This is a genomic window from Protaetiibacter intestinalis, assembly GCF_003627075.1.
Taxonomy (GTDB): Bacteria; Actinomycetota; Actinomycetes; order Actinomycetales; family Microbacteriaceae; genus Homoserinibacter; species Homoserinibacter intestinalis.
Map to the genome: position 1 here is coordinate 649,638 of NZ_CP032630.1, position 20,690 is coordinate 670,327.

23 protein-coding genes and 1 tRNA gene are annotated in these 20,690 nt (G+C 71.4%); 7 read left to right on the plus strand and 17 right to left on the minus strand.

Going from position 1 to position 20,690, the window contains the following annotated elements; translation table 11 throughout:
- Window positions 1–2: 2 nt before the first annotated feature.
- The 5 genes from D7I47_RS03125 to D7I47_RS03145 form a co-directional block, all read right to left on the minus strand.
- A complete protein-coding gene (locus D7I47_RS03125; protein WP_120761694.1) occupies window positions 3–818 on the minus strand; it encodes a sugar phosphate isomerase/epimerase family protein in 816 nt (271 codons plus the stop codon).
- Window positions 815–1,591 (minus strand): triose-phosphate isomerase family protein, encoded by a 777-nt coding sequence (locus D7I47_RS03130; RefSeq protein ID WP_120761695.1) that lies wholly within the window; start codon window positions 1,589–1,591, stop codon window positions 815–817. Before D7I47_RS03130 ends, D7I47_RS03125 begins: the two co-directional genes overlap by 4 nt.
- A complete protein-coding gene (locus D7I47_RS03135; RefSeq protein WP_120761696.1) occupies window positions 1,591–2,067 on the minus strand; it encodes a ribose-5-phosphate isomerase in 477 nt (158 codons plus the stop codon). The genes D7I47_RS03130 and D7I47_RS03135 overlap by 1 nt, the downstream gene beginning before the upstream one ends.
- The gene (locus D7I47_RS03140; RefSeq protein WP_120761697.1) at window positions 2,064–3,809 is read right to left on the minus strand and encodes a dihydroxyacetone kinase family protein; all 1,746 of its coding nucleotides are present in this window, start codon (window positions 3,807–3,809) and stop codon (window positions 2,064–2,066) included. Before D7I47_RS03140 ends, D7I47_RS03135 begins: the two co-directional genes overlap by 4 nt.
- Before the next feature lie 62 nt (window positions 3,810–3,871).
- Entirely contained in the window at window positions 3,872–5,245 is a 1,374-nt protein-coding gene (locus D7I47_RS03145) for an MFS transporter (protein WP_120761698.1), read from the minus strand.
- Window positions 5,246–5,379: 134 nt separating this feature from the next.
- On the opposite strand from D7I47_RS03145, the gene D7I47_RS03150 reads away from it, so the two are divergent.
- Window positions 5,380–6,117 carry a FadR/GntR family transcriptional regulator gene (locus D7I47_RS03150; RefSeq protein WP_120761699.1) on the plus strand — a complete coding sequence of 246 codons (738 nt, stop codon included), beginning with the start codon at window positions 5,380–5,382 and terminating at the stop codon, window positions 6,115–6,117.
- Between the two features lie 10 nt (window positions 6,118–6,127).
- Here D7I47_RS03150 and mmsB read toward each other — a convergent pair whose 3' ends face one another.
- From mmsB to D7I47_RS03175, 5 genes are all read right to left on the minus strand, one after another.
- Window positions 6,128–7,372 (minus strand): multiple monosaccharide ABC transporter permease, encoded by a 1,245-nt coding sequence (gene mmsB, locus D7I47_RS03155; RefSeq protein WP_120761700.1) that lies wholly within the window; start codon window positions 7,370–7,372, stop codon window positions 6,128–6,130.
- Between the two features lie 26 nt (window positions 7,373–7,398).
- On the minus strand, window positions 7,399–8,928 hold the full coding sequence (mmsA, locus tag D7I47_RS03160; RefSeq protein ID WP_120761701.1) for a multiple monosaccharide ABC transporter ATP-binding protein: 1,530 nt from the start codon (window positions 8,926–8,928) through the stop codon (window positions 7,399–7,401).
- Window positions 8,929–9,012: 84 nt separating this feature from the next.
- Window positions 9,013–10,089, minus strand: coding sequence for a multiple monosaccharide ABC transporter substrate-binding protein (gene chvE, locus D7I47_RS03165; RefSeq protein ID WP_120763784.1), 1,077 nt, complete (start codon window positions 10,087–10,089; stop codon window positions 9,013–9,015).
- 56 nt (window positions 10,090–10,145) lie between these two features.
- Window positions 10,146–10,982 carry a class II aldolase/adducin family protein gene (locus D7I47_RS03170; RefSeq protein ID WP_120761702.1) on the minus strand — a complete coding sequence of 279 codons (837 nt, stop codon included), beginning with the start codon at window positions 10,980–10,982 and terminating at the stop codon, window positions 10,146–10,148.
- Window positions 10,983–11,106: 124 nt separating this feature from the next.
- The gene (locus D7I47_RS03175; protein WP_120761703.1) at window positions 11,107–12,117 is read right to left on the minus strand and encodes a LacI family DNA-binding transcriptional regulator; all 1,011 of its coding nucleotides are present in this window, start codon (window positions 12,115–12,117) and stop codon (window positions 11,107–11,109) included.
- 119 nt (window positions 12,118–12,236) lie between these two features.
- Here D7I47_RS03175 and D7I47_RS03180 point away from each other — a divergent pair, with 119 nt between their 5' ends.
- A complete protein-coding gene (locus D7I47_RS03180; protein ID WP_120761704.1) occupies window positions 12,237–12,734 on the plus strand; it encodes a hypothetical protein in 498 nt (165 codons plus the stop codon).
- Window positions 12,735–12,810: 76 nt separating this feature from the next.
- Entirely contained in the window at window positions 12,811–13,515 is a 705-nt protein-coding gene (locus D7I47_RS03185; protein WP_120761705.1) for a hypothetical protein, read from the plus strand.
- Window positions 13,516–13,707: 192 nt separating this feature from the next.
- Here the strand turns inward: D7I47_RS03185 and D7I47_RS03190 are convergent, their stop codons facing one another.
- A complete protein-coding gene (locus D7I47_RS03190; protein ID WP_120761706.1) occupies window positions 13,708–14,694 on the minus strand; it encodes a metal ABC transporter solute-binding protein, Zn/Mn family in 987 nt (328 codons plus the stop codon).
- Window positions 14,695–14,736: 42 nt separating this feature from the next.
- Window positions 14,737–15,408, minus strand: a complete 672-nt coding sequence (locus D7I47_RS03195) for a hypothetical protein (RefSeq protein ID WP_120761707.1) — start codon at window positions 15,406–15,408, stop codon at window positions 14,737–14,739.
- A gap of 140 nt (window positions 15,409–15,548) precedes the next feature.
- Between D7I47_RS03195 and D7I47_RS03200 the strand changes: the two genes are divergently transcribed.
- On the plus strand, window positions 15,549–15,995 hold the full coding sequence (locus D7I47_RS03200; RefSeq protein WP_120761708.1) for an SRPBCC family protein: 447 nt from the start codon (window positions 15,549–15,551) through the stop codon (window positions 15,993–15,995).
- A gap of 3 nt (window positions 15,996–15,998) precedes the next feature.
- Here the strand turns inward: D7I47_RS03200 and D7I47_RS03205 are convergent, their stop codons facing one another.
- The 5 genes from D7I47_RS03205 to galU all read right to left on the minus strand — a co-directional run bounded on the left by D7I47_RS03205 (window position 15,999) and on the right by galU (window position 19,232).
- Window positions 15,999–16,406 carry a nitroreductase family deazaflavin-dependent oxidoreductase gene (locus tag D7I47_RS03205; protein ID WP_120761709.1) on the minus strand — a complete coding sequence of 136 codons (408 nt, stop codon included), beginning with the start codon at window positions 16,404–16,406 and terminating at the stop codon, window positions 15,999–16,001.
- A gap of 92 nt (window positions 16,407–16,498) precedes the next feature.
- A tRNA-Ala gene (locus D7I47_RS03210) sits at window positions 16,499–16,571 on the minus strand.
- A 54-nt stretch (window positions 16,572–16,625) separates the two neighbouring features.
- Complete coding sequence (locus D7I47_RS03215; RefSeq protein ID WP_120761710.1) at window positions 16,626–17,570, minus strand: hypothetical protein; 945 nt, start codon at window positions 17,568–17,570, stop codon at window positions 16,626–16,628.
- Window positions 17,571–17,616: 46 nt separating this feature from the next.
- On the minus strand, window positions 17,617–18,261 hold the full coding sequence (locus D7I47_RS03220; protein WP_120761711.1) for a GNAT family N-acetyltransferase: 645 nt from the start codon (window positions 18,259–18,261) through the stop codon (window positions 17,617–17,619).
- A 32-nt stretch (window positions 18,262–18,293) separates the two neighbouring features.
- The gene (gene galU / locus D7I47_RS03225; protein WP_120761712.1) at window positions 18,294–19,232 is read right to left on the minus strand and encodes a UTP--glucose-1-phosphate uridylyltransferase GalU; all 939 of its coding nucleotides are present in this window, start codon (window positions 19,230–19,232) and stop codon (window positions 18,294–18,296) included.
- A gap of 61 nt (window positions 19,233–19,293) precedes the next feature.
- Here galU and D7I47_RS03230 point away from each other — a divergent pair, with 61 nt between their 5' ends.
- Genes D7I47_RS03230 through mscL form a run of 3 tightly spaced genes read left to right on the plus strand, consistent with a single transcriptional unit; the run spans window position 19,294 to window position 20,569 of the window.
- Window positions 19,294–19,881: a 5-formyltetrahydrofolate cyclo-ligase gene (locus tag D7I47_RS03230; RefSeq protein WP_120761713.1), complete on the plus strand. Its 588-nt coding sequence runs from the start codon at window positions 19,294–19,296 to the stop codon at window positions 19,879–19,881.
- Between the two features lie 8 nt (window positions 19,882–19,889).
- Window positions 19,890–20,159: an FmdB family zinc ribbon protein gene (locus D7I47_RS03235; protein WP_120761714.1), complete on the plus strand. Its 270-nt coding sequence runs from the start codon at window positions 19,890–19,892 to the stop codon at window positions 20,157–20,159.
- An 8-nt stretch (window positions 20,160–20,167) separates the two neighbouring features.
- Window positions 20,168–20,569, plus strand: coding sequence for a large conductance mechanosensitive channel protein MscL (gene mscL, locus D7I47_RS03240; RefSeq protein WP_120761715.1), 402 nt, complete (start codon window positions 20,168–20,170; stop codon window positions 20,567–20,569).
- The last annotated feature ends 121 nt before the right edge of the window (window positions 20,570–20,690 follow it).

A 20,690-nucleotide genomic window follows, 5' to 3' on the forward strand; every position in this document is an offset into this window, starting at 1 on the left:
GGTCAGTTCTCCTTCAGATATCCGACGTTGTGGGTTGTCCAGTCGCGCTCGAGCGCGACGGTGCTCTCGAGGTCGCCCTGCCAGGGCAACCAGTGCTCGACGATGCGCGTGATGCCGCGTTCCGCGGGCCGCACCGTCTCGACGAGGTGGGCGTAGTCGAGCAGCCCCTCCCCCATCCGCGTGCCCGCGAGGGTGAAGCCGACCCAGCCGTCGCGGCGGGTGAAGGCGAAGTCCTTCACGTGGATGCCGTTGACGTAGGGCGCGCAGCGCTCGACGACCTCGCGCGGGTTCTCGAGCCCGGCGACCGTGTTGGCGGGGTCGAGGCAGATGCCGAGACCGTCCGCTCCGACCGCCTCGACGAGTCCGACGAGGTCGGCCGAGGAGACCTGCTCGTAGGTCTCGAGCCCGAGCGTGACGCCCGCGGCGTCGAACGCGGGCATGAGCTCGCGCAGCGTCCGCTCCGCCTCGGCGAGGGTGGGCCGGCAGTCGGGGGCGAACACCATGCTGCGCAGGTAGCGCGCGCCGAGGGTCTCGGCGAGCCCGAGGAACGAGCGCAGGTGCCCGGGCGCGACTCCCTTGGTGCCGAGCTCGAGGCGGATGCCGAGGTCGTCGGCGACGGCGCGCACCTCGCGCAGTTCGGCGGCCGAGTAGCCGAGCAGCGGGGCGTAGTCGCAGATCTGGAAGAGGCCGAGGCCGAGTTCGGCGGTGCGCACGAGCTGGCCGGCGAGCGGCAGCGGCCAGCGGTTGCCTCCGTCGGGCAGCGCGTCGGCGCCCTCCCAGAAGAAGGCGTAGCTGCCGAGGCCGAGTTCGCTCGTCACGCGCGCACCCCCTCGCGTGCGTCGGCGAGGGCGGTGGCCTCGGTGAGGACCGCGGCCAGGGCGGCGGGGTCGTGGGCGAAGCGGCCGAGGAAGAGGCCGTCGACGTCGTCGCCGAGCTCGGCGAGCAGGCCGGGTCCGGCGGAGCCGCCGTAGACGACGACGGAGCCGTCGCGCCCGGGCAGCGCGGCGACGAGCTCGCGCAGCCCCGCGGTGACGACGCGGGTGTGCGACACGGGTGCGGGTTCGGGGGCGCCGATCGCCCAGACGGGCTCGTACGCGACGACGAGGCGCCCGGCGGGCGCGTCGGCGACCGCGGATCGCACCTGGGCGGCCGAGGAGGCGAGCGCCTCCTCGGGCGAGACGCGCTCGGTCTCGCCCACGCACAGCACCGGCACGAGGCCGTTGCGGAGGGCGGCGGCGGTCTTCGCGGCGACCACGGCATCCGTCTCGCCGTACAGGCGGCGGCGTTCGGCGTGGCCGAGCTCGACCATGCCGACACCGATCTCGGCGAGCTCGGCAGGGCTCACCTCGCCCGTGTACGCGCCGCGGTCGTGGGCGGCCGCATCCTGGGCGGCGACCCGGGTGCGCGTTCCGGCGACCGCCTCGAGGGCGGGCAGCAGTTGCGGGTACGTCGGCGCGATGAACAGCTCGATGCGGCCGTCGGCGACGGCGGGCGTGCGGGCGGCAATGTCGGCGACCTCGGCCGCCCACTCGCGCGCGGCACGATGCCCGAAGTACATCTTCAGGCTCACCCCCACCGTCACCTGCGGCATCAGCAGGCTCCCGTGGTCTCGTACTGCTCGATGACGGCGACCTTCTCGGCGGATGCGGAGCTCGGGTCGAAGCGGTAGCCGAGCCACTCCCGCACGAGCCGCCGGGCGAGTTCGAGGCCGATGACGCGCTGGCCCATGGTGAGCACCTGCGCGTCGTTGGAGAGCACGGCCCGCTCGACCGAGAAGGAGTCGTGCGCGGTCACGGCGCGGATGCCGGGCACCTTGTTCGCCGAGATCGCCACCCCGAGCCCCGTGCCGCAGATCAGCAGCGCCCGGTCGGCCTCGCCCGCGGCGACCTGCTCCGCGGCCGCGATCGCGACCCGCGGGTAGGCGGTGTGCCCGTCGGCATCCACCCCCACGTCGACGACCGAGGCGACGAGGCCGTTCGCCTCGAGGTCCCGCTTGAGGGCCTCCTTGTACTGGTATCCGGCGTCGTCGGATCCGATCACGATCCGCAGCGGCTGCAGGGCGGTCATCGGGCGAAGTCCTTTCGGGTGAGGGTGGCGGCCACCGCGGTCGCGATGAGGCCGAAGGAGTGGGCGCCCGCGTCGGGGGTGCCGAGGCTCTTCTCCGCGTGGGGGCGGGCGCGCCCCACCCGCGGCAGCAGGTCGGCGGTCGCGGCGGCGGCGGCGGTCGCGGCGGCCGCGGCGGCGTCCCAGGCGTCCCCCAACTGCTCGCCGTCGATCACCCGGGCGACGAGCGTCTCCACGAAGGGCACGATCGCGTCGACCATGGTCTTGTCGCCCACCTCGGCCTTGCCGTAGCTGCGGATGCCGGCGAGCGCGTCGGCGGCGCCCTCGGCGATCGCGTGGGCGTCCGGCGCGTCCTCGTCGCCGATGCGCGTTCCGAGTGCGCGCAGCATGACCCCCCAGAGCGCGCCGGAGGTTCCGCCTGCCCGGTCGGACCAGGCGTCCGCGGCGCGCAGCAGCACGCTCCCGGCGCCGGCACCGGCCTCGACGGCGGCGTGCGCGGCCGCACGGGCCGCGGTCGCGCCGCGCTGCATGCCGATGCCGTGGTCGCCGTCGCCGGCGACGGCGTCGATGCGCCCGAGCTCCTCGACGTGCGCGTCGATCACCGCGGCGATCGCGTCGACGGCGGCGACGATGCGCGGGGCCGCGGCGCGGGACTCCTCGGAGGCCGGCACCATCACGGCCTCCGAGGAGGGCTTCTTCTGCACACCGCTCTCGGCGCTCACGCGCGGGCGCGGCGAGACGAGCCCCTTGCGGAAGCCGGGGGTGTCGGCTCCGGCACGCCAGAACAGTTCGAGTTCGGTGTCGAGCCAGAACAGGGTGAGCGAGACGCCGGCCATGTCGAACGAGGTGCAGAACTCGCCCACCTCGGGCTCGACGATCGTGACGCCGGCCTCCTGGAGGCGCCGGGCGATGCAGCCGTAGACGACGTAGAGCTCCTCGTACTTGACCGACCCCAGGCCGTTCAGCACGAGCGCGACCCGCCGGCCCTTCGGCGAGGCCACCCCCTCGGGCAGTTCGGCGAGCAGCTCCTCCACGAAGAGCTGCGCGAGGCCGTCGGCGCTCGGGATGTCGGTCTCGCCGATCCCGGGTTCGCCGTGGATGCCGAGCCCGAGCGCCATGCGCCCCTCCGGCACCGTGAAGAGCGGCTCGGACGCCCCCGGCAGCGTGCAGCCGGTGAACGCCACCCCGAAGCTGCGGGTGCGCTCGTTGGCGAGCTCCGCCACCCGCACCACCTCGTCGAGCACGTAGCCGGCCTCGGCGGCCGCGCCCGCGACCTTGAAGACGGTCAGGTCGCCCGCGATGCCGCGACGCCGGTGCTTCTCGGATGCGGGGGCCGAGGCGATGTCGTCGGTCACCCGCACCGTGCGCGTCGGGATGCCCTCCGCGTTCAGCTGCGCCTCGGCCGCGTCGAAGTTGAGCACGTCGCCCGCGTAGTTCCCGTAGGAGAGGAGGATGCCGCCGCCGTTCGAGGCGGCCCGCGCCACCGAGACGATCTGCTGCGTCGACGGCGAGGCGAACAGGTTCCCCATCGCGGCCCCGTGGGCGATCCCGGGGCCGACGAGCCCGCCGAACGCCGGGTAGTGCCCGGAGCCGCCGCCGATCACGAGCGCGACGGTGTCGCTGGTGCAGCGGGTGGCGCGCACCACACCCCCGCGCACCGGGCGCACGTGTCCCGGGTGCGCGGCGACGAAGCCGTCGATCAGCTCGTCCGCGAACGCGGTCGGGTCGTTGAACAGGCGTGTCATGGTTCTCTCGCTCCTCGAGTGGATCCGGGCGGCGACGGGGTCGCCGCCGCCCGGATCGGGTCCTACTTGCCCGCCGTCTCCCCGACGGCGAGCGCATCCGCGTCGGCGACCGCGGCGGCCGGCACGGCGCCGCGGCGGGCGAGCAGGATCATGAGCACCGCGGAGAGCAGCATGAAGCCGCCCACGATGAACATCGGGATCTGGTATCCGCCCGTCCAGTCCTTCACGGCACCCGTGATGTAGGGGGCGCTGAAGCCGGCGAGGTTGCCGATCGTGTTGATGAGCGCGACGCCCGCGGCGGCGGCCGCCCCCGTCAGGAAGCGGGTGGGCAGCGTCCAGAAGTTCGGCAGGGCCGAGAAGATCGCCATCGCGGTCACCGCGACGAGCGCGATCGTGGCGGCGGGGCTGCCGGCGAACAGGGCGAGCGGGATCGCGACGGCACCGGCGATCGCGGGGATCACGATGTGCCAGGTCTTGAGTCCGCGACGCGTGGCGTCACGCGACCACAGGTACAGGGCGATGGCGGCCGGGATGTACGGGATCGCCGTGATGAGGCCCTTCTGGAAGACGTCGAAGGTCACCCCGAACTGGCCCTGGAAGCCTTCGATGATCGTCGGCAGGAAGAAGGCGAGCGCGTAGAGGCCGTAGATGAAGCCGAAGTAGATGAAGGAGAGCGTCCAGACGCGGCCCGAACGGAAGGCGGCCTTCCAGTTGTGCTCGGTGGGGTTGACCTTCTGGGTGGCGGCGGACTCGCGGGCGAGTGCCGCGGTGAGCCACTCCTGCTCTTCCTGGGTGAGCCACTTGGCGTCGGCGGGCTTGTCCTTGAGGTAGAACCAGGCGACGACACCGATGATGATCGCGGGGATCGCCACGCCCATGAACATGAAGCGCCAGCCCTCGAGCCCGAAGAAGACGCCGTGCTGCTGGATGAGGAGGCCGGCGAGCGGCGCGCCGATGACGGTGGTGAGCGGCTGGGCCAGGTAGAAGAGGGCGAGGATCTTGCTGCGGTGCTTGGCGGGCACCCACAGCGAGAGGAAGAGGATCGCGCCGGGGAAGAAGCCGGCCTCGGCGACGCCGAGCACGAAGCGCAGGATGGCGAGCTGCTCGAAGTTGCCGACCCAGGTGAACAGCAGAGCGACGATGCCCCAGCTGACCATGATGCGGGCGAGCCACTTGCGGGCGCCGAAGCGGTGCAGGGCGAGGTTCGAGGGCACCTCGAGCAGGATGTAGCCGATGAAGAAGACGCCCGAGGCGAAGCCGAACTGGGCCGCCGAGAGGGCGAGGTCGTCGTTCATGCCGTTCGGGGCGGCGAATCCGATCGCGGTGCGGTCGAGGTAGTTGATGAAGAACATCAGGGCGACGAACGGCACGAGCCGCACGGCGACCTTTCTGATCGCCGACTTCTCGATCGGCGATGCGGTGGAGGTGGTGTCCACGTCGACTCCTTAGTGATGACGTCGTTGTCACGCGCAGGGCTCGCGCGTTCGACGACCAGTATTGGTCAACCGGTTCTAGATGTCAACCGGTTGACCAATATTGCGCGCCCGTCGATATTGCTAGCGTTGCTCGCATGCCGGCATATCCCAAGGACGAATCGGATGACATCTCCGCGTCCCTCGGACGTCTCCCCTCCGGCAGCCCCGTCTCGGCGGTGACCACGAAGCTGCTCGAGCTCTTCACGAGCGGCCAGATCGCCCCCGGAACCCGCCTCCCCCCGGAGCGCCAGCTCGCCGCGACGCTCGAGGTCGGCCGCTCGGCCGTCCGTGAGGCGCTCGCCGCGCTCGAGGTGCTCGGCGTCGTCGACGTGCGCCCGGGATCCGGCACCTACCTGCGCTCATCCACGAGCGAGCTGCTCCCCCAGAGCCTCAGCTGGGGCATCCTCATCGGGCGGCGCTCCACCGAGGAGCTTGTCGAGGTGCGCGGGGCGCTCGAGATCTACGCCGCCCGGCTCGCCGCAGAGCGCATGACGCCCGAGGCCTCGGCACGGCTCGACGCCCACCTCGCCGAGATGGCCGCCCACCTCGACGACCTTCCGGCCTTCGTCGAGGCCGACCTGCAGTTCCACCTCGAGCTCGCACACGCGACCGGCAACAGCGTGCTCGTCGACCTGCTGCAGATCATCCGCTCGCTGCTGCGGGTCTGGGTCGACCGCGCGGTCGAGGACGCCGGGCACGCCCGCGCGGCGCTCGACGAGCACACCGCCGTGCGGGATGCGATCGCATCCGGCGACGGCGACGCCGCGGCCTCGGCGATGGCGGCCCACATGCAGACCGCGGGCCGCCGCCTCACCGCCGCCGCGGGCGGCTGACGCCTCCGCGTCAGCCGCGGCCGGAGCGGCGCTTGTTGTAGACGTCGAAGGCGACGGCCAGCAGCAGCACGAGGCCCTTCACGGCCTGCTGCCACTCGATGCCGATGCCCATGATCGACATGCCGTTGTTGAGCACGCCGATGATGAGACCACCGATGATGGCGCCGCCGATGGTGCCGACACCACCCTGCACCGCGGCGCCGCCGATGAAGGCCGCCGAGATCGCCTCGAGCTCGAAGCCGTCGCCGGCCTTCGGGCCCGCGAGGTTGAGGCGGGCCGTGAAGATGAGGCCCGCGAGCGCCGCGAGCACACCCATGTTGACGAACAGCCAGAAGTCCACCCGGCGGGTCTTGATGCCCGAGAGCTCGGCCGCGTGGCGGTTGCCGCCGATCGCGTAGATGTGGCGGCCGAACACCGTGCGGTTCATGACGATGCCGTAGACGAGCACGAGCAGCGCGAGCACGATGAGGGTCACCGGGATGCCCTTGTACGAGGCGAGCGCGTAGGCGAAGAAGGCGATCGCGACCGAGACGAACACGAGCTTCGCGACGAACCAGACGACCGGCTCGACCTCCTGGCCGTACTTGACGCGGCCGGCGCGGGTGCGCAGCTGCTGGATGACGATGAGCACGATCGCGAGCGCGCCGATGCCCAGGGTGAGCGGGTCGAGCTCGAACTCGCCGAAGACGTTGGTGAGGAAGCCGTTGCCGAGCGCGCGGTACTCCGGCGGGAAGGAGCCGATGTTCTGGTTGCCGAGCACGACGAGCGCGAGGCCGCGGAAGATGAGCATGCCGGCGAGCGTCACGATGAACGCCGGGATCCCCACGAACGCCACCCAGAATCCCTGCCAGGCGCCCACGAGCGCGCCGATCAGCAGCGACAGCGCGATCGACAGCCACCACGGCAGCCCCCAGTGCACGGCGAAGACGCCCGAGCACGCGCCGACGAACGCCGCGACCGATCCCACCGAGAGGTCGATGTGGCCGGCGATGATGACCATCACCATGCCGATCGCGAGCACGAGGATGTAGCCGTTCTGCACGATCAGGTTGGAGATGTTCTGCGGCCGCAGCAGGATGCCGTTCGTCGTGAACGAGAACAGCACGACCACCGCGATGAGCGCGATGAAGATGCCGTTCTTGCCGAGGTCGGCGAGCACGTGGCCGAGCCACGAGGTGAACCTGTTGTCGGCCGGGTTGATGTTGCCGCCGACCGCCTGCGACTCCGTCGGGGTCGGGGTAGTGGGGTTGGACATTGCGGGTTCCTCTTCTTCGTCCGCGGTCAGCGGGGACGTTCCATGGTCATGAGGGTCAGGACGGCCTCGGGGGTCGCCTCCTCGATGGGCAGTTCGCCCGTGATGCGCCCCTCGGAGAGCGCGTAGACGCGGTCCGAGATGCCGAGCAGTTCGGGCAGCTCCGAGGAGATGACGATGACGCCCTTCCCCTGGGCCGCGAGCCGGTTGATGATCGTGTAGATCTCGTACTTCGCGCCCACGTCGATGCCGCGGGTCGGCTCGTCGAGGATGAGCACCTCGGGATCCGAGTAGATCCACTTCGACAGCACGACCTTCTGCTGGTTGCCGCCGGAGAGCTTGCCGGTCTTGACGAGCACGTTGGGAGCCTTGATGTTCATCGACTTCCGGAACTCGGTGGCGACCTTGTACTCCTCGTTGTCGTGCACGAGGCCCCACTTCTCGAGCTTCTTGAGCGACGCCATCGAGATGTTGCGCTTGATGTCCTCGAGCAGGTTCAGGCCGTAGGTCTTGCGGTCCTCGGTCGCGTAGGCGATGCCGTTCTGGATGGCCTCCGCCACCGTGCGCGTCTTGATCTCCTTGCCGCGCAGGAACACGCGCCCCGAGATGCGGCTGCCGTAGGAGTGCCCGAACAGGCTCATCGCGAACTCGGTGCGGCCCGCGCCCATGAGCCCCGCGATCCCGACGATCTCGCCGGCGCGCACGTTGAGCGACACCCCGTCGACGACGACGCGGCTCGGGTCCTGCGGGTGGTGGGCGGTCCAGTCCTCGACGCGCAGCAGCTCCTCGCCGATGTGCGGCGTGTGGTCCGGGTAGCGGTGCTCGAGGTCGCGTCCGACCATGTCCTTGATGATGCGCTCCTCCGAGACGTCGCGGCGCGCCATCGTCTCGATCGTCTTGCCGTCGCGGATGACGGTGACCGAGTCGGCGATCTTCTTGATCTCGTTGAGCTTGTGGCTGATGATGATCGACGTGATGCCCTGCCCCTTGAGGTGCAGGATCAGGTCGAGCAGGTGGTCGGAGTCCTCGTCGTTGAGCGCGGCGGTCGGCTCGTCGAGGATGAGCAGCTTGACCTCCTTCGAGAGCGCCTTGGCGATCTCGACGAGCTGCTGCTTGCCGACGCCCAGCTGACGGATCGGCGTGGTGGGGTTGTCGCGCAGGCCCACGCGCGCGAGCAGCTTCTGGGCCTCGAAGTTCGTCTTGTTCCAGTCGATGAGCCCGGCGGCGCCGCGCTGCTCGTTGTTGAGGAAGATGTTCTCGGCGATCGAGAGGTAGGGGCTGAGGGCGAGCTCCTGGTGGATGATGACGATGCCCTTGGCCTCCGAGTCGGAGATGTCGCGGAAGCCGACGGTCTCGTTCTCGAACACGATGTCGCCGTCGTAGCTGCCGTGCGGGTAGACGCCCGACAGCACCTTCATGAGGGTGGACTTGCCGGCGCCGTTCTCCCCGCAGATGGCGTGGACCTCGCCGCGCGCGACCTCGATGGTCACGTCGGAGAGGGCCTTCACACCTGGGAAGGTCTTGGTGATGCCGCGCATCTCCAGGATGTTCTCGGTCACGATCCCCGTCTTCCTCGTCGATTCCGGTGATGGTGGGGGAGGGGACTCCTCCCCCACCATCATGCTTTCCGAAAGGCGTCCGGCCTAGAGGCCGAGCTCCTCGGCGGTCCAGTAGCCCGTGTCGACCAGCGCCTCCTTGACGTTGTCCTTCACGACCGGAACCGGTGCGAGCAGGTACGACGGCACGACCTTCACGCCGTTGTCGTAGGTCGTGGTGTCGTTGACCTCGACGTCGTCGCCGTTGAGGATCGCGACGGCCATGCCGGCGGCGACCTTCGCGAGCTCACGGGTGTCCTTGAAGATGGTCGCGAACTGCTCGCCCGCGAGGATCGCCTTGACCGAGTCGACCTCGGCGTCCTGGCCGGAGATGATCGGCCATTCGTCGCCGACCGTGTAGCCGGCGTCGGTGAGGGCCGAGATGATGCCGCGCGAGATGCCGTCGTAGGGCGACAGCACCGCGTCGACCTTCGAGCCGTCCGAGTAGTTCGCGGTGAGGAGGTCCTCCATGCGGCTCTGGGCGGTCTCGCCGTCCCAGCGCAGCGTCGCGGCCTGCTCGATGTCGGTCTGGCCCGACTTCACGACGAGCGTGCCGTCGTCGATGAGCGGCTGGAGCACGTCCATCGCGCCGTTCCAGAAGAAGAAGGCGTTGTTGTCGTCGAGCGAGCCGGCGAACAGCTCGATGTTGAACGGACCCTCGGGCGCGCCGTCGAGCGCGTTGCCCTTGAGGTCGGTGAGGCCGAGGCCGTTGAGCACGGTCCACGCCTGCTGCTGTCCCACGAGGAAGTTGTCGAACGTCGCGTAGTAGTCGACGTTCTCGGTGTCCTTGATGAGTCGGTCGTAGGCGATGACCGGGATGTCGCTGTCGGCGGCGGTCTGGAGCACCTCGGAGAGGGTGGTGCCGTCGATCGAGGCGATGATGAGCGCCTCGGCGCCCTTCGTGATCATGTTCTCGATCTGCGAGACCTGGGTGGGGATGTCGTCCTCTGCGTACTGCAGGTCGACGGTGAAGCCCTGGGCCTCGAGCTCCGCCTTGACGGCGTTGCCGTCCTGGATCCAGCGCTCCGAGCTCTTGGTGGGCATCGCGACACCGATGAGGCCGCCGTCTCCGCCACCCGATCCGCCGTTGTCGCCCGTCGGGGCGCACGCGGCGAGCGCGAGCATCGAACCGGCCGCGACGGCGGCGAGTGCGAACTTCTTCGTCTTCACGGTTGTTCCTTTCACTGTGTGTTGCGGACGTCGTTGTCAGGGGTGGAGCTGATCGATTCCGGGGTCGTCCATGACCCGGTCTCGCCGCTCGGCCGGGCGGTGCCCGGTCGGGAGGTCGGATAGGAGCCCACCGTGGCGAGCTCGGCGACGCGCTCGGCGTCGCTGCGGAGGCGGCGCTCGTGGAGCGCGTCCACGATGTCGGCCGCGAGGGGCTCGATCGTGCCGCCTTCGGGGAGGCCGGCGCGGGCGAGCTGCACGGCGCGGGCGGCGTCCTCGAGGAGGGCGGCGGCGCGCACGGCGTCCCGCGCGGCGGCGCCGACGGCGTACGCGCCGTGACGCTCGAGCAGCACGGCGCGCGAGCGCTGGGCGGCGAGGGTCGCGGCGATCGCGCCGCCGATCTCCTCGTCGGGGCCGGCGTACGCCACCACGGGGATGGGCCCGCCGAACTCGTCGGCGACGATCGCGGCGACGCACGGCACGGGCTCGCCGCGCAGCGCGAACGCGGTCGCGTAGGGCGAGTGGGTGTGCACGACCCCGCCGATCGCGGGGTCCTCGCGGTAGAGGCGGGCGTGCACGGCGACGCCGCGCGACGGCGGCTGCTCGGATCCGGGAGTGCCCTCGACGACGTGCCCGTCGAGGTCGACGAGCACCATCCGCTCGGGGCTGAGCTCGCTGTGGTCGAGGCCGCCGGGCTTGATGACGAAGAGCTCGGCACCGGGCACGCGACCCGACACGACGCCGCTCGTCCAGCTGACGAGTCCGCCGCGCTGGAGGGTCTTGTGGAGGCGGGCGACCTCGGCACGGGTGCGCGCGATGGCGACCTCGATGCGTGGCTCGAAGCGATTCACCGGCTCTCCCGACTCCGTCGTCCTGAAAATGTGACCGGTAAATGTGACCGGTAACATCGAGCACTCTAGCCCGAGCGCGGCGCGACGTGTCAAGTCGGCGAGATATCGAGACGGTAACGGCCGCTCAGCGCGCGACGGGTGCCGTCGAGTTGCGCACCATGAGCTGCGGGGCGATCGTGTGCGCCCCCTCCGCGTCGAGCTCCCCCAGCAGGAACGCCACCGCGCGGCGGCCGAGCTCCGGGAAGTCCTGCCGCACCGTGGTGAGCGGCGGCCAGAAGTGCGCCGCCTCCGGGATGTCGTCGAAGCCGATCACGCTCACCTCGCCCGGCACGTCGACACCGCCGTCGCGCAGCGCGTGCAGCAGCCCGAGCGCCATCTGGTCGTTGGAGGCGAACACCGCCGTGAAGTCGCGCACGCGCAGCAGCTCGCGCCCCGCGAAGTAGCCGAAGTCGGCGGACCAGTCCCCGAGGATCGGCGCCGTCGTCGGCGCATCCCAGGCGTTCAGCTCGTCGAGGAAGCCCTGCATGCGGGCGTCCGCCTCGATCCAGTCCTGCGGACCGGAGAGGTGGTAGATGCCGCGGTGGCCGAGCTCGAGCAGGTGCCGGGTGGCGAGCCGCGCCCCCGCGTACTGGTCGAAGAACAGGGCGTGACCGTCGTCGCTCGTCGACTGCAGCGTCACGTACGGGATGTCGAGCGGCAGCGTCGCGAGCGCCTCGAAGACGCGCACCTGCGGGGCGACCACCACGATGCCCTCGACCGCCTGCGCGCGCAGCTGGGCGAGCGCATCCGAGATGGAGCCCTCGACGCTCGGGTCGATGTTCGCCACGCTCACCCAGTAGCCGTTCGCGCGGGCCGCCGCCTCGACGCTCGTCATGATCGAGGCCGGCCCGTAGTCGGTGCTCATCGCCGAGAGGATGCCGATCGTGCGCGAGCGGCTCGAGGCGAGCGCGCGGGCGGCGCGGTTCGGCTGGTACTGCAGCTCCGCCATCACCTCGAGCACGCGCTGCCGCGTGGTGTCGCGGATGCTCGGGTGGTTGTTGAGCACGCGCGAGACGGTCTGGTGCGAGACGCCGGCCACGCGCGCGACATCGCGGATGCTGGGCGGTCGGCCGGACGCGGCCGGGTCGAGCGTCACGGGTGCCCTCTCACGCGGGTGACGGCAGCGGCGGGCGCTCGTGCCGTGCGGCCATGATGACACAGGAAGCGCACAGAATGTGACAGTCACATTCTGGTTCGGTCTAGGCTGGCCGCACCATGTCGGACCTCTGGCGCGAGCTCCCCCTCTTCGGACGCGCGCGCGTCGACGAGTCGGGTGTGACCCCCGGCTGGGATGCCGAGCTCGCGCAGCTGCGCGAGGCCGCCCGGGTGGCGCTCGAGGCGCATCCGGACGCCGCGGCCGCCGAGGCGTTCGAGGCGGCGCTCGCCCCCGGCCGGCCCGCACGGGGCGGACGACCGCGCCCCGCGAAGCTGCCCGAGCTCGACCGCGCCGTCTACGCATACCTCGACCTGTGCGCGCGGATCGGCCACGAACCGGAGCTCCCCGTGCGCGCGGGGGGCGCCGTCGCCCTCGGGCGCGCCGCATCCGCCCCGGTCGCCATCCGCGCCGTCATCGCCGGGCACGCGCTGCGCGCCACCGACGCCGGCTGGGAGTTCGGGCGCGGCCCCGTGCTCGAGGACACGGCCGCCGCGCTGCTCGAGTTCCTCGGCGGGCGCAGCCTCGTCGCCCCGCATCCGGCGCCCGCGAGCGGCTGAGACTCCCAGGCGGTTCCCAACCCCGCTGGTAGCCTGGGGTGTCGCCACCGCCCCCCGCGGGTGGCGCAGGACGCCTATGACACCCACCCTCCTGGCCGCGTTCCGCGAGAGGCTCGAAGCCCCCCGCGCGGGTCGGCGAACCCGCCGCACGCTCGCCGCGGGTGCCGTCGCCGCGAGCTTCGCGCTGCTCGCCTCGCTCGCGCTCGCCCCGCCCGCGCCGCCCACCGAGGCCGCCGTGCTGCGGGCCTACGCCGCCGCGAACGCACAGGAGGTCGACGTCTCGGCCGCCGACGCGGCCGCGCACCTCGAGGCGAGCGGCGCCGTCACGCGCGACGAGTACGACGCGACCGCGGGCATCGAGACCTACAAGTCGGGCGGCACCAACCACGACTGGGCGAAGCTCGTGCTGCTCTTCGCGGGCTTCCCGCAGACCGACGACAGCGTCACCGTGATGACCCGCTGGATGCGCCAGGAGAACGGCGTCGACGACTGGTGGAACCGCAACAACCCGCTCAACAACGGCTGGGGCGCGAGCGCCGGCGCGGGCGGCACGGGTCGCAACGTGAACCTCGTCGAGGCGGCCCGCAACGCGGCGGATGCGCTGCACAGCATCCGCGGCTACGCCGGCATCCGCGCGGCCTTCGCGGCGGGGGCGCCCGCCGCCGAGATCGAGGCGGCCATCTGGGCGTCGCCGTGGGCGAGCGGCCACTACGCGAACGGCGCCCATTGGCACTACAGCCCCGTCAAGGTCGTGCAGGCCCCCGCCTCCGCCTGGGGCTGAGCCGGGCCAGGTCGTTCCCCCACCGACGGCAGACGCCCCATCGAGGGGCGTCCGCCGTGGTCTCGATACACCGCCTTCGGCGGCACTCGACCAGCGGAGGGGGCCGCCACCCCTCTGCGGGTTGAGTAGCCCGCGCAGCGGGCGTATCGAAACCCATGCACATCCGCAGGCCGAAGCCCCGATGCTGAGCCGCTACGCCCCCAGTGCCGTCTCGACGGCGTCGACGTTCGCCGTCATCCAGGCCGTGTAGTCCATGCCATCGGGCAGCAGCTCGGTGAACGACACGACGGGGGTGCCCGCGTCCTCCGCGGCGGCGAGCACCCGCTCGGTCTGCGGGCCCACGGTCTGCTCGTTGTAGGCGAGGAAGGCGACCGAGCCGTCGGAGACGAGCGTCAGCATCGCCTGCACGACGAGCGCGGGGGCGTCGGTGCCCTCCTCGACGGCCTCGCTGAACTCGGCCGGGGTGCGGTTCTCGAGGCCCGCCGCCTCCAGCAGGTACAGCGGGACGGGCTCGGTGACGGCGACACCCGCGCCCGCGTGCCGGGCGGCGATGTCGCCGAGTCGCACCGTGAGCGCGTCGAGGCCGTCGCCGAACGCGATCGCGTTGTCGCGGAAGGCGTTCGCCGCGCCCGTGTCGAGCGCGCCGAGGGCCTCGGCGATCTCGTCGGCGACGGTCGCCATGGTGCCGAGGTGGTACCAGACGTGCTCGTTGAAGGCGCCGTGGTCGTGATCGTGGTCCTCGTCCGCGTGCTCGCCCTCGTGCTCATCCTCGTCGCCCTCGTCGCCGTGGTCGTGGATGTCGGCGTCCGGGTCGAGGCCCGAGAGCTGGGAGGCGTCGATGACGACGACCGCGTCGTTCGGGTGCGCCTCGAGCAACGCATCCATGAAGTCGTCGTAGCCGCCGCCGTTGACGATCACGATGTCGGCACGCGACACGGCGAGCGCGTCGCGCGCGTCGGCCTCGTACTCGTGGGGGTCCTGCGTGGAGCTGTGGATGATCGAGGTCACCTCCGCCGCGTCGCCCGCCACCGTCTGCGCGATGTCGCCGTAGACGTTGGTCGAGGCGACGATGCGGATGACGCCGTCGGATGCCGGGTCGTCGGATGCCGCGCAGCCGGTGAGGGCGAGCGCGGTGGTGGCGAGCAGGGCGAGCGGCAGCAGGGGACGTCGGGAGGTCATGCCTCCGAAGCTACCCGTTATTGATAATGATTGTCAAAAGCACTAGTAGCCGAACTCGGCGTACAGCCACCCGTACAAGGACGAGCTCTCCGCGTCGCACGCGTCGGAATCCGGAGTCGGCACCCCGAGGAAGTCGAAGCTCACCGAGCCGTTCGTGGGCGTCGCCGTGACGTCCTTGGTGGGGTCGGAGTCGACCTCGTTCGACACCGACAGCGACGGCACCACCGTGTGCGTGCCCTGCGGCTCGGAGGGCAGCGCGTAGGTGCCACTGCCCATGAACGTGATGTATGGAGCGGAGCGCATCGCCGTCATGTCGACGTCGACGTCGCTCTGGAACGCGACCTCGACGTAGGTGCCGGTGCCGAGCGCGAAGCCCTGCGTGTTGCCGTCGTAGCCGCACAGGAATCCCATGACGTCGTGACCGTCGACCGTGCCGGTGATGAAGTAGTCGTCGTTGTCGAGGTCGTCGGCGAGCCACGGCAGGTTCTGGTAGCGCGCCTTCCATCCGTCGATGCTCGTCGGATACTCGGGCGGGAAGGGGTCGCCGCCGCTCCCGCCGTCTCCTCCATCGCCTCCGTCGCCGCCGTCGCCCTGACCGCCTCCCCCGCCGCCGTTCAGCGGCGTCTCGGTGTCCGTCGGCGACGGCGCGAGGACGCATCCGCTCAGCAGCAGGGCCGCCGCCAGGATCGTGGCGGTGGGGGCGAGTCGTCTCATGGTCTCCCTCTCATCCGCACGCCGAGAGGTCGGGCAGGCGGGCGGTGGCGCGATGGGCGCGCATGACGAGACGGTATGGCTCCGGGCGGTCCCACGGCAGTCTCATCCTCTGCGGCCGCTAGCCTGTGCACGGAGGTGCGATGGGCGAGGTGTCCGAGGCGGTGTTCCACATCGCCGCCCGGCCGCGAGCCGTGTTCGACCACCTGCGCGATCCGCGCAGCTACGTGGGCCTCTCGCCGCTCGTGGTCGAAGCGCGCGACATCCGCACCGACGACGACGGCACGGTGCACTACGTCGCGGTCGAGCGGTTCCGGTTTCTCGGGTTCCTGCGCTACGACAACCGCATCCGGGTGACGATCCGCACCGTGGATGCGGGCGGCCGGCTGTGGGTCGGCGGCGACGTCGACAGCCCGGGCGACGTGCAGCTCGCCTACGGCTACGAGCTCACGCCCGACGGCCACGGCACGCGGCTCATCGACCGTATCGAGGTGACGGCCCCGTGGGGCCTGCGCCGCTTCGCGCTCGCCCGCGCGAGCGAGGTGCAGCACGCCCGCGGCCGCATCCTGGCCGAGCGCCTCGGGGGCTGAGGCTCAGCGGCGCCGCAGCTCGACGACGGGGATCGTGCGGGCCGTGCGCTGCTCGTACTGCGCGAACGCGGGGCCGCGCGCGAGGAAGCGCGCCCAGGCGGCATCCCGCTCGGCACCCTGCAGCTCGACCGCCGTCACCGCGACCTCGCCCTCGTCGGGCGTCTCGATCACGACGTCCGGATGCGCGTGCAGGTTGTGGAACCAGGCCGGGTTCTCGGGCGAGCCGCCCTTCGACGCCGCGATCAGCCAGCCGCGCTCGCTCGGGATGCCGAGCACGGGCGTCACGCGTTCGACACCCGACTTCGCCCCGAGGTGATGCAGCAGCACGAGGCTGCGCCCGAATCCCGCCGTCTCGACCGTGCCGGCGTTGCTCCGGAACTCGTCGACGATCCGCTCGTTGAAGCCGCTCATGTCGCCCTCCGCTCGCCGCCAGCCTACGTCGGGGCGACGTCGTACGGCTCAGCTGGTCGAGGAGCGACCTCAGGCAGAAGCGTCGAAACCGGTGGACCCAGGGGGATTCGAACCCCCGACCTTCTCATTGCGAACGAGACGCGCTACCAACTGCGCCATGGGCCCGGACTGCCTGAACACGATATCACCCCGGCGAGGGGCTCCCCGACCGGGGCGGGTTCAGCCGAGGCGACGGCGGCGCAGCACCTCGTCGAGGTCGGGCAGCGCGGCGTCGACGTCGCCCACGATGCCCATCGACGCGAAGCGGCTCGGGGCGGGGGCCGCGGATGCCGCGGGCGCCTGCCGCTGCGGGAACGGCACCACCTCGGGCTCGGCGTGCGCGGCGGCGAGCGCACGCTCGGCCTCCTCGGCGGCCGCGCGCAGCAGCGTCTCGGCGCTCACGGCGGGCATGACCGGCTCGCGCGGCGCCTGCTGGTGCTCGAGGTACAGCGGCTTCGGCACGGGCACGGGCGTCCACTCGCGCACGGGCTCGGCGATCGGCTCGGCGTCGAGCAGCACGGATGCCGTGCGCGCGACGGGCGCGGCAGGGGCCGCGAGCGCACGCGTGCGCTCGACGATGCGCCGCTGGATCGCCGTCGACACGAGTCCGCCCGCGACGCATCCGGCCAGCACCACCCACGCCCCGACCGACATCCCGGTCGTCGCGATGAGCCACAACTGCACGCCGCCCACGAGCACCGTCGCGAGCAGCAGCAGGCCCGCCACGCGGCGCGCGCGACGCAGCCGGTCGAGGGGGGTCGCGGTCTCGGGGCGCCGCTCGGCGAGCTGCTGCGCGCGCTCGACGACGGCGGCGCGTCGCTCCGCCTCGCGGGCGCGCAGCGCGGCGGCGTGCACCTCGGCACGAGCCGCGGCGTCCTCGCGGCGGCGCTCCTCGGTGCGCAGCCGCTCCTGCTGGGCGGCGGCGCGGGCGCTCGCCTCCAGGTGCACCTCCTCCGGCACCTCGGCCGACTCCGCCATCACGCGGATGGCGCGCTGCAGCCGGGTGGCGTTGCGCTCGGTCGCGAGGTACTCGCGGCGGCGCACCCACGTGGGCAGCAGGTACAGGAACCACAGCACGGCGGCGAGCGCCAGCATGATCGCGGTGCCCGCACCCGAGAAGTCCATGCGGCAAGGCTAGGAGCGGATGCCGCCCGCGCCCGGGAGGCGCGCGCTAGTACCGCAGGGGATGCGTCGCCGCCTGCAGGTCGGCCTCCGTCACCCGCGCGACGCTCTCGGGGGCGCGGCCGTCGCGCCAGCGCCGCAGCACGCCCTCCGGCACCTCCTCCACGACGAGCCCGAAGCAGAAGTGGTCGCGCCAGTCGCCGTTGATGTGGATGTACCGCCGCCGCAGCCCCTCGTAGCGGAAGCCGAGCTTCTGCACGACCCGCAGGCTCGGCGCGTTCTCGGGGCGGATGCAGATCTCCATGCGGTGCAGGCCGAGCCCGAAGAAGCAGTGGTCGGTCGCGAGGGCGACCGCCGTCGGGGTGATGTCGCGGCCGGCGAAGCGCTCCGCGACCCAGTAGCCGAGCGTCGCGGACGACAGCGAGCCGTAGGTGATCGACGACACGTTCAACTGCCCCGCGAACTCGCCTTCGTACTCGACGGCGAACGGCAGTCCCCCACCGGATCGGCCGTTGGCCTGCAGGGCGCGGATCGAGGCCTTCACGTCGAACCCGGCGGGGCCGTGCGGGTTCGTCGCCTCCCACTGCCGCAGCCACCCCCGGTTGCGCACGAGCTCGTGCTCGAGGGCCCGCGCATCGCGCAGGCGGATGGGGCGGATGGTGACCGGCCCGTCGGTCAGTGTCGGTGTGGCCATGCTGCGCGCCAGACTACTGCGCGCACGCCCGATCAGCCGTCTTCGCCGCCCTGCCAGCCCTCGTCGCCGCCGCCGCCGAGCGAGTCGGCGAAGCTCTTCAACCACGGCCGGAACTCGGGGCCGAGGTCGTCGCGGTCGCTCGCGAGCTGCACGATCGCCTTCAGGTAGTCGAGCCGGTCGCCCGTGTCGTAGCGCCGACCGCGGAACACCACCCCGTGCACGCCGCCGCCCCACACCGGGCCCGTGGCGAGCTCCTGCAGCGCATCCGTCAACTGGATCTCGCCGCCCTTGCCGGGCGGGGTGCGCTCGAGGATCTCGAAGATCTCCGGCCGCAGCACGTAGCGCCCGATGACCGCGTAGTTGGACGGCGAGGTTCCGGGAGAGGGCTTCTCGACGAGGCCCGTGATGCGCACCACGTCCTCCTGGTCGGTGCCCTCCACGGTGGCGATGCCGTAGAGGTGGGTCTGCGCGGGGTCGACCTCGAGCAGCGCCACGACGGTCGTGTTGAGCGCGGTCTGCACCTCGAGCATGCGACTGAGCAGCGGATCGCGCGAGTCGATGATGTCGTCGCCGAGCAGCACCGCGAACGGCTCGCGCCCGACGTGCATCTTGGAGCGCAGCACGGCGTGGCCGAGGCCCTTCGGGTCGCCCTGGCGCACGTAGTGCACGTCGGCGAGGTGCGTGGAGTAGTCCACCTTGCGCAGCTTCTCGTCGTCGCCCTTGCTCGTGAGCACTGCCTCCAGCTCGCCCGCGCGGTCGAAGTGGTTCTCGAGGGCGTTCTTGTTGCGGCCCGTGACCATGAGCACGTCGGTCAGCCCCGCGTCGACCGCCTCCTCGACCACGTACTGGATGGCCGGCTTGTCGACGACGGGCAGCATCTCCTTCGGCATCGCCTTGGTCGCCGGCAGGAACCGGGTGCCGAGACCGGCGACGGGGATGACGGCTTTCGTGATGGGGATGGGACTGGCCATGCGGATCAGGCTATCGGGCCACCCCGACGCGGCAGGTTACGCGCCTTTTACAATCAGTGGTGTGACCGATGAACCGGGCAACCTGAAGCGGGCCCTGCGGGCCGAGCTGCGCGAGCGACGCCGCATCCGCACGAGCACCGAGCGGACCCAGGCGTCGGAGGCCCTCACGCGCCACCTCGTGCAGCTCGCCGCCGACCTCGACGTCGGGTTCCTGGCCGCCTACCTCTCCACCCCCGACGAGCCCGACACGCGCGACTTCCTGCGCTGGGCGGCAGAGCGCGGCATCCGCATCCTGCTGCCGGTCTCGCGGGAGGACGGCCTGCTCGACTGGGCGCCGTACGACGGCGAGGACGAGGAGCGCGACATCCTCGGCATGCCCACGCCCACGAGCGAGCTGCTCGGCCCCATCGCCATCAACGGCGTCGACCTCATCCTGGTGCCCGCCGCCTGCGTCGCCCGCGACGGGATGCGGATGGGCTGGGGCCGCGGGTACTTCGACAAGACCCTCGGCTCGATGGAGGGCTGCCCGCCCGTCTACGCCGTCATCTTCGACGACGAGCTCGTCGACTCCGTGCCCACCGAACGCCACGACATGCCCGTCGACGGCGTCGTGACCCCGAGCGGGATCACGAGCTTCGCCGTAGCCTGAGAGACCTGATGCCCACCTACTCCTACCGCTGCACCGCGTGCGGCCACGCCTTCGACATCCAGCAGGCGTTCACCGACGACTCGCTCACCATCTGCCCGAGCTGCGGCGGCACGCTGCGCAAGCTCTACGGCGCGGTCGGGGTGACCTTCAACGGCTCGGGCTTCTACCGCACCGACTCGCGCGGACCGGTCACGGGATCCGCGGCGCCCAGCAGCAGCACGTCCGGCACCTCCAGCAGTTCCGGCGGTTCCACCCCCTCCTCCACCACGTCAGATTGAGAGACACCATGAAGGGCTTCCGCGACTTCATCCTGCGCGGCAACGTCATCGACCTCGCCGTCGCGGTCGTGATCGGCGCCGCGTTCACCGCGATCGTCAACCAGATCGTGAGCGCCGTCATCAACCCGGCGATCGGTGCGCTGTTCCGTGCCGACTCGCTCGACACGGCGCTGCCGGTGACCATCCCGACCACCGAGGGCGGCGAGGCCACGATGTACTTCGGCGCCGTGATCGGCGCGGTCATCAACTTCCTCATCATCGCCGCGGTCGTCTACTTCGTGCTCGTGCTGCCGGTCAACAAGCTGCGCGAGCGTCAGGCCGCCAAGAAGGGCATCGCCGAGGAGGAGGCCGGGCCCACCGAGACCCAGCTGCTCTCCGAGATCCGCGACCTGCTCGCCGAGAAGAAGTAGCCGACTCAGTAGTGCGGCGGCTTCTCCCGCCGCATCCGCTCGTCGTTCTCGGTCGTGCTGTGCCGTTCGGGCTCGGGCAGCGGCGTCGGGTCGCTGCCCGGCGGCGGCTCGGTCGTCACGC

Bases quoted from the DNA above. Each gene is read 5' to 3' on its own strand.
- D7I47_RS03130 (WP_120761695.1), bottom strand. From the start codon at position 1,591: ATGCCGCAGGTGACGGTGGGGGTGAGCCTGAAGATGTACTTCGGGCAT.
- D7I47_RS03135 (WP_120761696.1), bottom strand. From the start codon at position 2,067: ATGACCGCCCTGCAGCCGCTGCGGATCGTGATCGGATCCGACGACGCC.
- D7I47_RS03140 (WP_120761697.1), bottom strand. From the start codon at position 3,809: ATGACACGCCTGTTCAACGACCCGACCGCGTTCGCGGACGAGCTGATC.
- D7I47_RS03150 (WP_120761699.1), top strand. From the start codon at position 5,380: ATGCCGGCATATCCCAAGGACGAATCGGATGACATCTCCGCGTCCCTC.
- mmsB (WP_120761700.1), bottom strand. From the start codon at position 7,372: ATGTCCAACCCCACTACCCCGACCCCGACGGAGTCGCAGGCGGTCGGC.
- chvE (WP_120763784.1), bottom strand. From the start codon at position 10,089: ATGCTCGCGCTCGCCGCGTGCGCCCCGACGGGCGACAACGGCGGATCG.
- D7I47_RS03180 (WP_120761704.1), top strand. From the start codon at position 12,237: ATGTCGGACCTCTGGCGCGAGCTCCCCCTCTTCGGACGCGCGCGCGTC.
- D7I47_RS03185 (WP_120761705.1), top strand. From the start codon at position 12,811: ATGACACCCACCCTCCTGGCCGCGTTCCGCGAGAGGCTCGAAGCCCCC.
- D7I47_RS03190 (WP_120761706.1), bottom strand. From the start codon at position 14,694: ATGACCTCCCGACGTCCCCTGCTGCCGCTCGCCCTGCTCGCCACCACC.
- D7I47_RS03195 (WP_120761707.1), bottom strand. From the start codon at position 15,408: ATGAGACGACTCGCCCCCACCGCCACGATCCTGGCGGCGGCCCTGCTG.
- D7I47_RS03200 (WP_120761708.1), top strand. From the start codon at position 15,549: ATGGGCGAGGTGTCCGAGGCGGTGTTCCACATCGCCGCCCGGCCGCGA.
- D7I47_RS03205 (WP_120761709.1), bottom strand. From the start codon at position 16,406: ATGAGCGGCTTCAACGAGCGGATCGTCGACGAGTTCCGGAGCAACGCC.
- D7I47_RS03215 (WP_120761710.1), bottom strand. From the start codon at position 17,570: ATGGACTTCTCGGGTGCGGGCACCGCGATCATGCTGGCGCTCGCCGCC.
- D7I47_RS03220 (WP_120761711.1), bottom strand. From the start codon at position 18,261: ATGGCCACACCGACACTGACCGACGGGCCGGTCACCATCCGCCCCATC.
- galU (WP_120761712.1), bottom strand. From the start codon at position 19,232: ATGGCCAGTCCCATCCCCATCACGAAAGCCGTCATCCCCGTCGCCGGT.
- D7I47_RS03235 (WP_120761714.1), top strand. From the start codon at position 19,890: ATGCCCACCTACTCCTACCGCTGCACCGCGTGCGGCCACGCCTTCGAC.
- mscL (WP_120761715.1), top strand. From the start codon at position 20,168: ATGAAGGGCTTCCGCGACTTCATCCTGCGCGGCAACGTCATCGACCTC.